The 13,585-nt window shown below is 47.0% G+C and carries 13 protein-coding genes and 2 tRNA genes; 3 read left to right on the top strand and 12 right to left on the bottom strand.

What is annotated here, in order from left to right:
- Window positions 1-8: 8 nt before the first annotated feature.
- From AAG834_RS05020 to mraZ, 9 genes are all read right to left on the bottom strand, one after another.
- Entirely contained in the window at window positions 9-650 is a 642-nt protein-coding gene (locus AAG834_RS05020; RefSeq protein ID WP_342031452.1) for a peptidase, read from the bottom strand.
- Window positions 613-867 (bottom strand): hypothetical protein, encoded by a 255-nt coding sequence (locus AAG834_RS05015; RefSeq protein WP_342031451.1) that lies wholly within the window; start codon window positions 865-867, stop codon window positions 613-615. The genes AAG834_RS05020 and AAG834_RS05015 overlap by 38 nt, the downstream gene beginning before the upstream one ends.
- A gap of 24 nt (window positions 868-891) precedes the next feature.
- Window positions 892-1,413, bottom strand: coding sequence for a M23 family metallopeptidase (locus AAG834_RS05010; protein WP_009310917.1), 522 nt, complete (start codon window positions 1,411-1,413; stop codon window positions 892-894).
- A 282-nt stretch (window positions 1,414-1,695) separates the two neighbouring features.
- Window positions 1,696-2,271: a hypothetical protein gene (locus AAG834_RS05005; protein ID WP_114922530.1), complete on the bottom strand. Its 576-nt coding sequence runs from the start codon at window positions 2,269-2,271 to the stop codon at window positions 1,696-1,698.
- Between the two features lie 85 nt (window positions 2,272-2,356).
- Complete coding sequence (locus tag AAG834_RS05000) at window positions 2,357-3,835, bottom strand: UDP-N-acetylmuramoyl-L-alanyl-D-glutamate--2,6-diaminopimelate ligase (RefSeq protein WP_342031450.1); 1,479 nt, start codon at window positions 3,833-3,835, stop codon at window positions 2,357-2,359.
- 24 nt (window positions 3,836-3,859) lie between these two features.
- The gene (locus AAG834_RS04995; RefSeq protein ID WP_342031449.1) at window positions 3,860-5,608 is read right to left on the bottom strand and encodes a peptidoglycan D,D-transpeptidase FtsI family protein; all 1,749 of its coding nucleotides are present in this window, start codon (window positions 5,606-5,608) and stop codon (window positions 3,860-3,862) included.
- Window positions 5,609-5,689: 81 nt separating this feature from the next.
- A complete protein-coding gene (gene ftsL / locus AAG834_RS04990; protein ID WP_003761340.1) occupies window positions 5,690-5,953 on the bottom strand; it encodes a cell division protein FtsL in 264 nt (87 codons plus the stop codon).
- Between the two features lie 55 nt (window positions 5,954-6,008).
- Window positions 6,009-6,962 (bottom strand): 16S rRNA (cytosine(1402)-N(4))-methyltransferase RsmH, encoded by a 954-nt coding sequence (gene rsmH / locus AAG834_RS04985; RefSeq protein ID WP_342031448.1) that lies wholly within the window; start codon window positions 6,960-6,962, stop codon window positions 6,009-6,011.
- Window positions 6,959-7,414 (bottom strand): division/cell wall cluster transcriptional repressor MraZ, encoded by a 456-nt coding sequence (gene mraZ, locus AAG834_RS04980; RefSeq protein ID WP_003761336.1) that lies wholly within the window; start codon window positions 7,412-7,414, stop codon window positions 6,959-6,961. Before mraZ ends, rsmH begins: the two co-directional genes overlap by 4 nt.
- A gap of 352 nt (window positions 7,415-7,766) precedes the next feature.
- Here mraZ and AAG834_RS04975 point away from each other — a divergent pair, with 352 nt between their 5' ends.
- The 3 genes from AAG834_RS04975 (at window position 7,767) to AAG834_RS04965 (ending at window position 9,248) form a co-directional block, all read left to right on the top strand.
- On the top strand, window positions 7,767-8,924 hold the full coding sequence (locus AAG834_RS04975) for a class I SAM-dependent methyltransferase (protein WP_342031447.1): 1,158 nt from the start codon (window positions 7,767-7,769) through the stop codon (window positions 8,922-8,924).
- A gap of 165 nt (window positions 8,925-9,089) precedes the next feature.
- A tRNA-Met gene (locus AAG834_RS04970) sits at window positions 9,090-9,166 on the top strand.
- A gap of 6 nt (window positions 9,167-9,172) precedes the next feature.
- A tRNA-Ala gene (locus AAG834_RS04965) sits at window positions 9,173-9,248 on the top strand.
- A gap of 281 nt (window positions 9,249-9,529) precedes the next feature.
- On the opposite strand, the gene aroB is transcribed toward AAG834_RS04965, so the two are convergent.
- From aroB to pilQ, 3 genes are all read right to left on the bottom strand, one after another.
- On the bottom strand, window positions 9,530-10,609 hold the full coding sequence (gene aroB / locus AAG834_RS04960; RefSeq protein ID WP_342031446.1) for a 3-dehydroquinate synthase: 1,080 nt from the start codon (window positions 10,607-10,609) through the stop codon (window positions 9,530-9,532).
- 85 nt (window positions 10,610-10,694) lie between these two features.
- Window positions 10,695-11,207, bottom strand: coding sequence for a shikimate kinase (locus AAG834_RS04955; RefSeq protein WP_342031445.1), 513 nt, complete (start codon window positions 11,205-11,207; stop codon window positions 10,695-10,697).
- A 228-nt stretch (window positions 11,208-11,435) separates the two neighbouring features.
- A complete protein-coding gene (gene pilQ, locus AAG834_RS04950; RefSeq protein ID WP_342031444.1) occupies window positions 11,436-13,571 on the bottom strand; it encodes a type IV pilus secretin PilQ in 2,136 nt (711 codons plus the stop codon).
- Window positions 13,572-13,585: the final 14 nt, after the last annotated feature.

Raw genomic sequence — 13,585 nt, 5'->3', positions numbered from 1 at the left:
TCCCACACTCAACTACCGATTTTTCCATACTCTTGATAATCGGAGAAACACAAGATGATGGTTTTACCGTTTTTACGGTAAGGGTGGCAGAGGCTGTAATGCCCGTCTTCCGCTTCATAGCGCATTTCCTGGGTTTGTCCGGCAAATACTTTTTGCAGGTATTCGCTCCCCTTCAAATCCGGGGAGTAGACATAGTCCGTTTTCTTGACCGCTACTTTCTCACCATTTCGATTCACGACAAAATTGTCGCTACCTTCTGCATTCTGATTGGCGGCAGGCACGACTTCGTCACTCAGGGTAAGGCGGGTGGAGTCAGCTGAAAAAGCCAGATAAACCGGTTTGTTGCCGATCTTATCCGGCACGATAATCATGGCAGCGTTGAACGAAGAATCATCTTTAGCCATCAAATCCAAGATTTCCGACGTTTTTCTGATATACGCCAAGTCAAAACGGTAATCGGCCAACGCATCGAGTTGAGCAGAATTGTCTTTGACGATGCGCTCCGACGATTGGATCAAGATATCGCGTTTTTGTTGAATAGTCAGGTAATTGCCGCCGAACAGCAACGCCGCCAAAATAGGAAATACCGCCAACAGGAGATATACGGTTTTCCTACCGCCACGGACTTCTTCTTCCTGCCCGCGCGGCAATACGGGTCAGATTCAACATGATGTTCAGCATCAACGTACCGCCCATCACAGCCAAAATCCCCAAAATACTCATCAGGAAAATTTCTGTGATGTGTTCACGGAACACCTTGAGTCCGAAGACTTGAATCAATATCAACGCGAACACCCAGTACACCAGCAGTGTCACTGCTACCATACCGATGATGTTCGTTGCCTTGACCAATTTTTTTGCATTCATCTCTTCACTCTTTTTTCAGACGACCTATTTATCCTGATTAATCAACGGATACGGATTAATCGCACCGCTTGGCAGATACACGCCGTAATGCAAATGGGCAGGCGTGGTTTTGGCGTTGCCGGTTTTGCCGACATAGCCGATGACCTGTCCTTCTTTCACGCGCTCATACAGGCGGACGCTGGCGAATTTGTTGAGGTGGGCATAATAGTGCCATGCGCCCGGCCCTTGGATGCCGATGACTTTGCCACCCAATCGGTTGCGCCCGATTTTGGTGACGATACCGGGCGTCGTACTGCGTATCGGTGTGTTTTTCTTAGCGAAAATATCCACACCTTCATGTCTGCGCCCCTGACTGCGCGCTGCGCCCCAAGTGTCGTCAAAACGTTTGCCTTTAACAGGATTGGGCAGACTTTGCGCCGCCGGCGGTTCTTTCGCCCTCAGCTCGGCAATTTCGGCATTCGGGCGCGGCAGTTGTTTGGTGGTACAGCCCGCAAATAAAATCATGGCTGCACTGATTAAAAGGGTTTTTGTCGGCATTTTCAGCATCAAATCGGTCTCCTCGTTTTTCAGACGACCTTTGAAATTTGAAATCAGGGTCGTCTGAAACAACTGTGATGGGTTTAATGGCTGACGTGCCGTAATGCGTGGGTTGTGTTGCTTTTATTTTGTGGGGGATAAACGTTTTCAGACGACCTTAAGGCTGCCGGGCCGTCTGAAAATTGATTACATTGTTGTTAAATTTATAGTGGAATCGATAAGTCGAATACGAAGTACAACAAAACCTCTCTGCCTTATGGTGACTCCACTCTGTCTGTATACACTCAAAAATTAGTCTTCAATATCGACATATCCCAAATCGATCAGTGCCTGCTCCACATTTCCCACTGCCTCATCATCATCTTTTACCATCAGTAGGAAGGCATTTTCAGCATAACCAATATCTATTAGACGAAGTCCATGGGGCTTAAGCAATGCATCGTAAGCATCTGAAACAAAGATATGGGCATTGAACATCGCAAACATATTCATCTCATCACTCTCACAAAGCTCGTCCAATTCATCTTCTTCATCCGGCACGGCAATGCCTTCTTGAGTGCAAAATGCTGCTACTGTACGATCGCACACTTCGTCATCAATTTCTGTCGTATCTATTTCAATACCCAGTTTTTGTATAGGATAAAACCGCTCTAATTCCAAATATGGATTTTTCCATTCCATATAATCCATAAATTGATGATCAGCATAATGCCATTCACCTGATTCGCTATACCAACCTAAATGCTTAAATAACCAATCACACACCAAATCCTCATTTTCAGCCGGAGGAGCTTTGGGTAAATCTTCACGGGTTAAGTAAGGGACGGCTGCAAGCAAGGCATTGAATAAAGGAGTATAACGTTGCATATTTTTACCTATTAAAAGTGAGATGGAGTAATGTGTAATTTCCTATTTGCCAATGACCTTAAGGACTCTCATCTGGAAAATATTTTTACCTGAGTTCTGCCAACGCTTTCTCTGCAACTTCAAAATCAGAAAAATGATGTTTTACGCCCTGCATATCCTGATAATTTTCGTGTCCTTTTCCGGCAATCAGGATGATGTCGCTTGAAGCAGCGCGTTCGACTGCGTAACGGATGGCGGCGGCGCGGTCGGCTTCGACGCATTCGGGCACTGAAACGGCAGGCAGGATGTCGTTGATGATGTCTTGCGGATTTTCCAAACGCGGGTTGTCGCTGGTTACGACAACTTTATCCGCGCCCTGCACGGCTGCTGCACCCATCAGCGGGCGTTTTCCGCGGTCGCGGTTACCGCCGCAGCCAAATACGCACCACAAAGCCGCGCCCTGCGGTTTGATTTCCTGCAAGGTGGAGAGTGCTTTTTCCAATGCGTCGGGTGTGTGGGCATAATCGACGACGACCAAAGGCTTGCCGCTGTTCATGATGCAGTCCATGCGGCCTGAGGCGGGACGGATTTTTGCCAGCACATCCAACACCTTATCCAGCGGATAGCCGTTGGCACAAAGCAAGGCGATGCAGGCGGCGAGGTTTTGCGCGTTGAATCGTCCGAGCAGGCGGGTACGGCAGCGGCCTTCGCCCCACGGGGTTTGGAATATGGCTTCCATGCCGTCTGAAGAAGCGGTGAAATGAACAATGCGGATGTCGGCGTGTTCGCTGAAGCCGTAGCCGTAAACGGCCAAATCGGGGCAGTCTTTTTTCAGACGACCTACGAGTTCTGCGCCATATTCGTCATCTACGTTGATGACGGCGTGTTTCAAGCCGTGCCAGTAAAACAGGCGCGACTTGATGGCGCCATAGGCTTCCATCGTGCCGTGGTAGTCGAGGTGGTCTCGGGTGAGGTTGGTAAAAATTGCGCTGCAGAATGGCACGCCGTTGACGCGCGATTGGTCAAGGCCGTGGCTGGAGACTTCCATCGCGGCAGCTGTTGCGCCTTGTTGACGGAAACGGTAGAGCAAAGTTTGGACATCTACGGGGGCAGGAGTGGTGTGCGTGGTTTCTTCCAATACGCCCCAAAAGCCGTTGCCGACCGTGCCGATAATGGCGGTTTTTTCGCCCAACAAATCGGCGGCTTGCGCCAGCCATTGTGTGATGGAGGTTTTGCCGTTGGTACCGGTTACGCCCCAGACTTTGAGGTCGTCTGAAACGTTGCCGTAAACTTGCGCCGCCAATATGCCGGCACGGTGTTTCAAATCTTTGATGCCTTGATTGGGAACTTTCCATTCAGGATTCCACGCAAAATTGCCGTCGTCGTCCCAAAAAACAAAAGCCGCGCCGTTGGCAATGGCTGCGGGGATATAACTGCGGCCGTCTGTATATTCGCCCTGACAGGCAACAAAAATATCACCTTGTTTAATTTGACGGCTGTCTGAATGCAACAAACGCCCTGCTGCGTTTGCACACAGCAGAGGCGGAATGTTGGTTTCAGCTAAAGGGGTTAACTTGCTGAACATAAAATAATCTCGTTGATACTCGGATTAAGACGGTGTTTTGACGGCTGCAACATTGGTCAGAGGCTTGGTCGGGGAAACGCCTAAGATATTCAGGCTGCCACCCATGACTTGTTTGAAGACCGGACCTGCCACTACGCCGCCGTAGTAACCGTTTGCAGTCGGCTCGTCGATGGTTACCGCCACAATCACACGCGGATTCTTAGCCGGAGCAAAACCGATGAAAGTGGCAACGTGTTTGTTATCAACGTAACGTCCGTTAACCAACTTACGCGCCGTACCGGTTTTCGCACCGACGTCGAAACCATCTACCGCACCTGCTGTACCTGTACCGCCGGGTTCGGTTACAGAAACCATCAAATCACGAACTTCACGCGCGGTCGAAGCCTTAATCACGCGTTTGCCTTTTGGCGCAACCGCCTGTTTCTCAAAGCTGACCGGCAACAATTCGCCATCATGTGTCAACATGGTATAAGCACGCGCCAATTGCAGCAGGCTCAATTGCAAGCCGTAACCGAAAGACATGGTTGCCTGTTCAATCGGCTGCCATCTGCGCCAGCTTCTCAAAAGACCGGCCGTCTCACCTGGGAAACCGGAGTGCATCCGCACGCCCACACCCAAATCATGATAAAAATCATACATTTCTTTAGGTGTGAATTTTGCAGACAGTTTGCTGGTACCGACGTTGGAAGATTTTTGCATAATGCCGCGCACATCCAAAGTAGGATACACATGGGTATCACGTACGGTAGCGGGGCCGATTTTATAAGGCATGGTGTTAAAACGATCAGCCACACCGACTTTGCCGGAATCCAATGCTTTGGCAATCGTAAACGGCTTCATTGCAGAACCCGGCTCAATCATATCGGTAACGGCTCGATTGCGGCGCTGTTCGCTATCGGCGCTGCCCGGTTGGTTCGGATCGTAGGCAGGGCTGTTAACCAAAGCCAAGATTTCGCCGGTTTGCGCATCCAATACCACAACCGTACCTGCTTTGGCTTTGTGATAAGCCACTGCCTTATTCAGCTCATCATAGGCAAGTGTTTGAATACGTTGATCCAAAGACAAAACCATGTCCTGCCCGTTTTTCGGATCGCTGTTGCGCGGAGAATCCAAACTATCGACGATATTGCCTTTATTGTCGCGCAAAACCACTTTCGCGCCGTCCGCACCATGCAGACTGTCTTCACGCGACAATTCCAAGCCTTCCTGTCCTTTGCCGTCGATATTGGTGAAACCGATAACATGTGCGAACAGGTTACCCATCGGATAATGGCGTTTCAGTTCTTTTTGGAATGCCAAACCTTTAATGCCCAAAGCTTTAATTTCTTCCGCTTTTTCCTGGCTGAGTTGACGCTTCAGATAAATAAAATCTTTATCTTTTTTCGCCAATTTTTCCTGCAATGCCTCAACAGGCAGCTCAACAATAGCCGCCAACTTAGCCATCTGTTCGGCAGTCGGCATTTCTTCCATACCGGAAGGCATGGCATACAAGGATTCAGTCGGTGCACTCAACGCCAAAGTCGCGCCGTTACGGTCCGTAATCATGCCGCGCGACGCAGGTAAAGCCAGGGTACGGACAAAACGCTGATCACCCTGATTTTTCAAAAATTCATGCTGCGTGGTTTGCAAATAGATGCCGCGAGCCAGTAGTCCGACAAACGCAGCCGCAATCAGCCACAACACCAAAGAAATCCGCCCATCACTGGTGATGGGTTTTTTAGCTTTGGCTGCCTTGGGCAGCATGCTTGGTTTATATTCGTTTTTAATCAACATCTTAACATCTCAATTCATGATCACCCGAACCGTGTCTTTATCCGACGGCACCAGTTTGCAGTGCCGGATAAGCCGGCTATATTATTTTTTTCGTTCCACCATCACGGTATTATCCGCGCCGGGCGGTTTGAGGCGTTGCTTCTCAGCCGCCACCTTAATCAGCTTGTGGTTCGCCAGCCGCGCCTGATCCAATTTCAAGCGTGCATAGTCCTGATCAAGCTTGATTTCCTGCTTTTGCGCTTTATCCAAAGCGATGAAGTGCAAACGCGATTGGTCTTGCACAGTGACCACCGCAAAAGCAGATACCGATACCAAGACCAACAAAAGGATATTTAATTTATTCATTATTTTCAGACGACCTCAATCTGTTTGTTCCGAGGACACCTGCCCCACATAATGCTTATTCTGCAATCTCACCGCCCGTCCGCTCTGCAACGCGTAAAACTGCGCTGCGCGCCCGCGGATTGGAGGCGGTTTCCTCAACACCCGGCTTTATCGCCTTTCCCACTGCCTTTAACGGCGGCAGAGGCAAATCCGCTTCTTTTACTACCGCCCAACGCGGCAAAGGAGGATGTTGCGAATACTTTTTGACAAACTGTTTTACGATGCGGTCTTCAAGCGAATGGAACGCGATAACCGCCAAACGCCCGCCTTGCTTCAGACGACCCATCACTTGCGGCAGAACCGCCTCTACCTCTTCGAGCTCGCGGTTAATAAAGATGCGAACTGCCTGGAAGGTCCGCGTCGCAGGGTCTTGCCCCCGCTCACGAGTACGGACGTTTTGTGCCACGAGCTGCGCCAGCTTGCGGGTTGTATCGATCGGACTTTCTGTCCGTTGCGCAACAATGGCGCGCGCAATCTGGCGACTAAACCGCTCTTCACCATAATTCTTGATAACCTCGTGCAAATCCTGTTCTGATGCTGTTGCAATCCATTCTGCAGCAGACATTCCCCGCGTCGGATCCATGCGCATATCCAAAGGTGCATCAAAACGGAAACTGAAACCCCGTGCGCCGTCATCTACCTGCGGGGACGAAATCCCCAAATCAAACAACGCACCATCTATTTCTTCAATACCCAGCTTATCCAGGGTCGTCTGAAAACTGGAAAAACCGTCATGGACTACCGTAACGCGCCCATCCTGCTCGGCCAGCTTTTGCGCCGCCTCAATCGCTTGCGGGTCTTTATCGAACACAATCAGACGACCTTGACTTCCCAGACGGGACAAAATCAATCGGGAGTGCCCTCCCCTGCCGAACGTCCCATCTACATAAATACCGTCTTCACGAATCGCCAGAGCATCAACCGCCTCGTTTAACAAAACGGTGATATGTTGATATTCAGCATTACTCACAATTGCAAATCCGTCTGACTTAATTGGAACGCCAACTCTTCAGGATCGTCATCCAAAGCCTGAGTCATTTCAGCTTCCCATTGATCACGGCCCCACAATTCCAAACGGTTGGCGCGACCGACCAAGGTAACGTCTTTTTCGAAATCCACCCGTTTGCGCAGATTGGCAGGAATCAGTACGCGACCGGCGCTATCCCATTCCAGTGTATCCGCATTGTGCAGCAGCAGATTTTGATAACGCTGCAACATCGGATTTCCTGCCGTTTTCAAGTGCAAAAGCTGCTCGGCAACCTTTGCCCATTCAGCCTCCGGATACATCAGCAATTTTTGACGGGAATCCAAAGTAACCACAATCGACGGCGTATAATGGCGCAGCAAAATATCGCGGAACTTGGCAGGAATTGCCAACCGCCCTTTGCTGTCAATACTCAATTCGTGAGCGCCACCAAACACAATTTCGTCCTAATCGGTTTAAATCGGAATTTTTTGGGCAATGCAGACACTTTTACCCACATCGCCCCACTAGCCCACACTATAAAAAATTTTAACGCCTCGGTCAAATCGCCTTACTCTAAAATCCCAGTACATATGCAACAACAAAATCATTAAAAAACAGTATTTTAACCGAACAAGTAAACAAGCCTAACCACCCATTTTACCCGATTTGGTTTTTAAAAACACAATATGTAGTATTAAAAATATTATTTAGACACAACATATGGTATAAAAAAATGAAAAAACGCCCCTTTTCCGTTCACGTTATAATAGACAAATAAATTCATAAATTTTACATTATCTAACAATTATGAAGGCACACCTCCCCCTCCCCTCCCCTGCCGCGCAAGCCTCAAGTTCCAAACTATTCGAAATAATCAAACAGGAAATAAAAGCCCAAAATAACTGGATTCCTTTCTCACGATTTATGGAGCTTACACTCTACACACCCGAATACGGCTACTACACCGGAGGCAGCCACAAAATCGGCACAGACGGCGATTTTATCACCGCCCCCACCCTCACCCCATTATTCGGACAAACCCTCGCTCGACAACTTGCCGAACTACTCCCCCAAACCGCCGGCAACATCTACGAATTCGGCGCAGGCACAGGACATCTCGCCGCCACCTTATTGAAAAGCCTTTCAGACGACCTCAAGCATTACTACATCATCGAACTCTCCCCCGAACTTGCCGAACGCCAACACCAATTCATCGCCGAACACACCACTCCACAACTGGCACAAAAAGTCATACACCTGACCGAACTGCCCGAATCCTTCGACGGCATCATCATCGGCAACGAAGTCCTCGATGCCATGCCTGTCGAAATCATCCGCCGCACTCAATACACCTTCCAACACATCGGTGTCTCCATTAACTCCGACGGACAGCTTGAACATAGCCCGCAACTCTTAAACCAACCCGACCTCCTCCGTTTAGCCGCCACCTACTTTCCAGAAACCGCCCCCCCCTACACCAGCGAGCTACACCCCGCCCAATACGCGTTTATTCTCACCCTCGCGCAGAAAATCACACGCGGCGGCATGATATTTATCGACTACGGTTTTGACGCCGCCCAGTATTACCACCCACAACGCGACGAAGGCACACTCATCGCCCACTACCGCCACCACACCATTCACGACCCGTTTTTCCATATCGGTCTGACCGACCTGACCGCACATGTCAACTTTACCGACATTGCCCAAGCAGGCATCGACGGCGGACTAGACCTCATCGGCTACCTGCCCCAATCTCATTTCCTGTTCAACCTTGGTATTACCGAACTGCTGGCACAAACCGCTCCCGCAGGCACAGCAGACTACCTCCGCGTCAGTACCGCCGTACAAAAATTGACCGACCAACACGAAATGGGCGAACTCTTCAAAGTCATCGCCTTTGGCAAAAACATCGACATCGACTGGACAGGTTTCCGCTTCGGCGACATCTGCCACAAACTTTGAAATCCCCCACCTCAAACCACCCTCCAAACACACAGGTCGTCTGAAACAGAGTTTCAGACGACCTCATCCACGTTTTATTCCATTAAAAAACAAAAACAAAACACAAAGTACAAAATAAAACTTGCCAAAAACTCAAAACAACATATAATAGCGACTTCACGAAACGGCGAATTAGCTCAGTCGGTTAGAGCAGAGGAATCATAATCCTTGTGTCCGGGGTTCGAGTCCCTGATTCGCCACCAAATTTCGGGGGTATAGCTCAGTTGGTAGAGCGCTTGCATGGCATGCAAGAGGTCAGCGGTTCGATCCCGCTTACCTCCACCAGATAAAAAAGACCTTGTTTTAAACAAGGTCTTTTTTTGTATTTATTGACTCTATCATAGATTAACAACACGACACATATTCCACGTAATCAATTTTCTAAGCACCGAATAAAAAAACTAATCGCTCTCAAACCATCCTCTCTGTTCACAACCCCATCACTTTCCTTCTATTGTTAAGAGGCTGCCATGATGCAATTATCTTGATAGCCTCTTATATCGTACTTTTAATTTGTCCTGTTTTACATGAAGTTATGGACACGTTCTAAAGACATTACTTGACCTTCATAGATACGGACTCAAGGTTTGGCGCAAAATTTCCATATCCGTAATCTTCGTAATGTTTGCCTCACCCAGACGATTCAATCCGATAAAGCGCATAACGCCGCCACTCACTTTTTTATCATGACTCATGTGCTCTATCCATTTTTCAAATTCAAACTTCGGCGGTGCTGATGGTAATTTTGCGGCCTCAAACAATGCTGCAATACGAAGCGTATCTGCCTCATGAATTTTACCCAGTTTCTCGGATAACCGTCCTGCCAATACGCATCCCGCGGCTACTGCTTCTCCATGCAGCCACACGCCATAACCCATTTCTGCCTCAATGGCATGCCCAAAAGTATGCCCCAGATTCAACCATGCACGAATCCCCTGTTCTGTCTCATCTTGAGCCACAATCTCAGCTTTCATTTTGCAACAATGGTACACAGCCTGCGCAAGTTTCTCCTGGTCCTGCATCATTAAATCGGCCATGTTCTGCTCTAACCACTCAAAAAACTCAATATCGCCAAGCGCACCGTACTTAATGACCTCTGCCATACCGGCAGATAATTCACGCTGCGGAAGCGTTTTAAGCGTAGATAAGTCCGCCAGTACAGCCTTAGGTTGATAAAACGCGCCTATCATGTTTTTCCCAAGTGGATGGTTGATTGCCGTCTTACCGCCAACCGAGGAATCGACCTGACTTAACAATGTAGTCGGCACTTGAATAAATGGGGCGCCACGCTGATAAGTTGCCGCCGCAAAACCAACCATATCGCCAATGACCCCTCCCCCCAATGCAATCAAGGTCGTTTTGCGCTCTGCCCTATTTTGCATTAAACCGTCAAAAATAAGATTAAGCGTTTGCCAATTTTTATATTCTTCCCCATCAGGCAAAATAATACTGAAACTGGGAATATCTAATCTATCCAAGGTCGTCTGAAAAGATTCTAGATATAAGGGCGCAATCGTCTCATTCGTAACAATGGCCACCTTATTACTTAAATATGGCTTTAATAAAACATCAGCTTGTTCAATAAGATGATTCCCGATAAAAATAGGATACTGATGGGAGGGAGTTTGGACGGTCAGGGTACGCATTTTGATTCCTTGTTAATCTTTAGTTGCCAGCTCTCATTTAGGGTCGTCTAAAAACCTATATCGTTACTCACCGATAACAAATCTATTATCGACTTAACGCCTCAAACAACCGTTTCACCGTTTTTGCACAGCTGTCGGACTCGATCACAATGTGCGCAGTATTTCGATATAAAGGATCACGGGCATTATAGAGTTCCTGCAATTTAGCAAGCGGGTTCTCTACCTGCAACAAAGGGCGGCTATTATCATAACGGGTCCGTTCTAACAAAACTTCAGGCGTGGCATGAAGATACACGACCGTACCATTTCGTCGCATATTTTGCCTGTTTTCCTCACGCAAAACCGACCCTCCTCCTGTTGATAAAATAATATCCTTCATCGCAGTCAGTTTCTTGAGCATAGCAGTCTCTCGATTGCGAAACCCTTGCTCACCCTCCATCTCAAAGATGAGCGGGATAGACACACCTGATGCCGTACAAATTTCATGATCGCTATCATAAAACGGGCGATCCAACATTTGGGCAATATATCGACCCAAAGTGGTTTTACCGGCACCCATTAAGCCAATTAATATTAAATTACCGTTGATTTTTTCCATAAAAAGCATTTTATACGATACTCAGCATTATTTGTGCTACCCATCAAAACTCATGCCTACCAGCACCACACATCAATTTGTAACCCATTGACCTTAATCGTTTTTTATTTCAAATTCCTAAAATTCTTTGACTGTTATATTAGACGTACAAATCCCGATTCCCAAATCGAATAAATAAAAAAACGGACAGATATCAAAAAGATATCTGCCCGTTTTTAACTCATTTACTTAATAACGCAAATTACTACCCACGCCATCCATGATGCGAGGCGTTATGAAAATCAACAATTCGCGTCGTTCTTCTTTCTTAGCTCGTGATTTAAACAAGTTTCCTACTACAGGAATATCGCCAAGCAATGGAACTTTATTGATAGTATCGCTATTGTCTTCTTCATAGATACCACCAACAATCAAAGTACCACCATCTTCAACCATAGCCTGAGTATTCAAGTTCTTAGTCTGAATACACTTGGTTATCAAAGAATCTACAGTACAGTCGACCGGAGTATCTTTAGTTATCTTAACGGTCATAATGATTTGACCATCCGGAGTTACATTAGGGGTAACTGTCAGACCCAAAACCGCTTTTTTGAATGAAACCGAAGTCGCACCACTTGAAGAAGCTTCTTGGTAAGGAATTTCGGTACCAGATTCAATCGTAGCTTCTCGACGATCCTGAGTCAGAACGCGCGGATTAGAAATGGTTTTGCTCTTACCAGTTGCTTCAGAAGCAGAGATTTCCAAACCTAATGCACCAGATGACAAGGCTCGTACCAAAGCAATACTGTTCGTTGCTGCTGTAGCAGGCAAGCTTACGTTAGGCTGCAAAGACCAAGTTGGATAAGCAGACTCTCCGCGGAATACTGAGGCGTTAGTATTGTGGTTATTCTGAGCAGCTGACCAATCATTGCCCCAAGAGTTTCTTCCTCTTGCACCAGCAGCACCAAACTTAACGCCCAAATCGCGTGAGAATCCATCTTTTGCTTCTACGATACGCGCTTCAACCATAACTTGACGTGTAGGAACATCCAACTCATCAATCAATTTACGGAATTTCTCGATGACATTTCGATTATCCGTAACAATCAAGGTATTCGTTGCGGGGTCAATCAAAGCACTGCCTCGGCCACTCAACAAGGTATTGCGACCATTGGAATTGCTACTTCCATTATCTTCCAAACGAAGGATTTTGCGGAACTCCTCCACATTTTTATATTTCAATTGGAAGGTTTGCGAATACAAAGGACCAAGCTCTGCAATTTCTTTTTCTGCTTGCAAGAAGGCCTTATCCTTCGCCAACAATTCATCACGTGGAGCAATATTGATGATATTACCTTGACGACGCATATCCAAATTACGGGCTTGCATTACCAAGTCCAATGCCTGATCCCAAGGCACATCCTTGAGGGATAAAGTCATCTTACCATTTACCGTATCGCTAGCCACAATATTGACGCCGGACTCTTTTGCAAGAATCTGCAAAATAGTACGAACTTCAACATCTTGGAAATCTAGAGAAATTTTACGACCATTGAAAGATTTATTTGCATTACCACCATTCAAACCACGTGACTCCGTATCAGCGGCTTTAGGTAAAATTTCAAAAGTAAAATGCCCTGCTGCCGGCTTAGTACGAACTTCCCAGTTTGAACTATTTCGAATGATCAGCTGAGTATCATTACCGATTCGTTTTAAAGTTATATTTTTTACAGGTGTATTGAAATCGCCCACATCCAAACTACGTTGTGCTTGTGTTGGCAACGGATAGTTTTTCAATGTAATGATGACACGATCACGCTGTTGTTTAATATCAGGCTGTCCAGTAAAAGCCGGAACGCTTAATTCAACAACACCTGAATTGCGCGAGCCTTTACGGAAGTCGATATTAGCGGAATTAGCGACTTGCTTTGCTTTTTCTGACGGAACAGAATCCTGCATAGAAGGTTTATTATTTGATACAGACATTGCAGAATTTCGGTCAGCTGACTCGCTAACAAAAACCCAAACTTCATTACCATGAATTTCAGTATTATATTGGGCAGTTTTATTCAAACCCAACACGATCCGGGAACGGTCATTATTTTGTGCCGCCGTAATCTGATTTAATAACGGATCGGCATACTCCAATACTGATTGAGGCAATCGGATAGTAGTGTTAGCAAAATCAAGTGCAATTCTAGCTGGAGCCGAAGTAACAAAACCGCTCGGACTGGTTACATCACGATCAAAACGGATTTTGATAATTTTTTGACTATCAGGAAGAGTAGATACATTGATATCAGTAATATTACCTGCAAAAGCAGTTTGCACAGCCATGGCTACGCCAATACTGGCAAAAAATTTTGTCATGTGCTTAGTTTTCATAAAGTGAGACCCCT

It is taken from the genome of Neisseria sp. Marseille-Q2251 (assembly GCF_940793045.1).
GTDB lineage: Bacteria > Pseudomonadota > Gammaproteobacteria > Burkholderiales > Neisseriaceae > Neisseria.
This window is presented reverse-complemented; position numbering and strand designations above follow the sequence as displayed.

Excerpts from the sequence above, each read along its gene's own strand:
- pilQ (WP_342031444.1), bottom strand. The coding sequence starts at position 13,571 with ATGAAAACTAAGCACATGACAAAATTTTTTGCCAGTATTGGCGTAGCC.
- AAG834_RS05015 (WP_342031451.1), bottom strand. The coding sequence starts at position 867 with ATGAATGCAAAAAAATTGGTCAAGGCAACGAACATCATCGGTATGGTA.
- AAG834_RS04995 (WP_342031449.1), bottom strand. The coding sequence starts at position 5,608 with ATGTTGATTAAAAACGAATATAAACCAAGCATGCTGCCCAAGGCAGCC.
- AAG834_RS05005 (WP_114922530.1), bottom strand. The coding sequence starts at position 2,271 with ATGCAACGTTATACTCCTTTATTCAATGCCTTGCTTGCAGCCGTCCCT.
- AAG834_RS05000 (WP_342031450.1), bottom strand. The coding sequence starts at position 3,835 with ATGTTCAGCAAGTTAACCCCTTTAGCTGAAACCAACATTCCGCCTCTG.
- ftsL (WP_003761340.1), bottom strand. The coding sequence starts at position 5,953 with ATGAATAAATTAAATATCCTTTTGTTGGTCTTGGTATCGGTATCTGCT.
- aroB (WP_342031446.1), bottom strand. The coding sequence starts at position 10,609 with ATGCGTACCCTGACCGTCCAAACTCCCTCCCATCAGTATCCTATTTTT.
- AAG834_RS04975 (WP_342031447.1), top strand. The coding sequence starts at position 7,767 with ATGAAGGCACACCTCCCCCTCCCCTCCCCTGCCGCGCAAGCCTCAAGT.
- AAG834_RS04955 (WP_342031445.1), bottom strand. The coding sequence starts at position 11,207 with ATGGAAAAAATCAACGGTAATTTAATATTAATTGGCTTAATGGGTGCC.
- AAG834_RS05010 (WP_009310917.1), bottom strand. The coding sequence starts at position 1,413 with ATGCTGAAAATGCCGACAAAAACCCTTTTAATCAGTGCAGCCATGATT.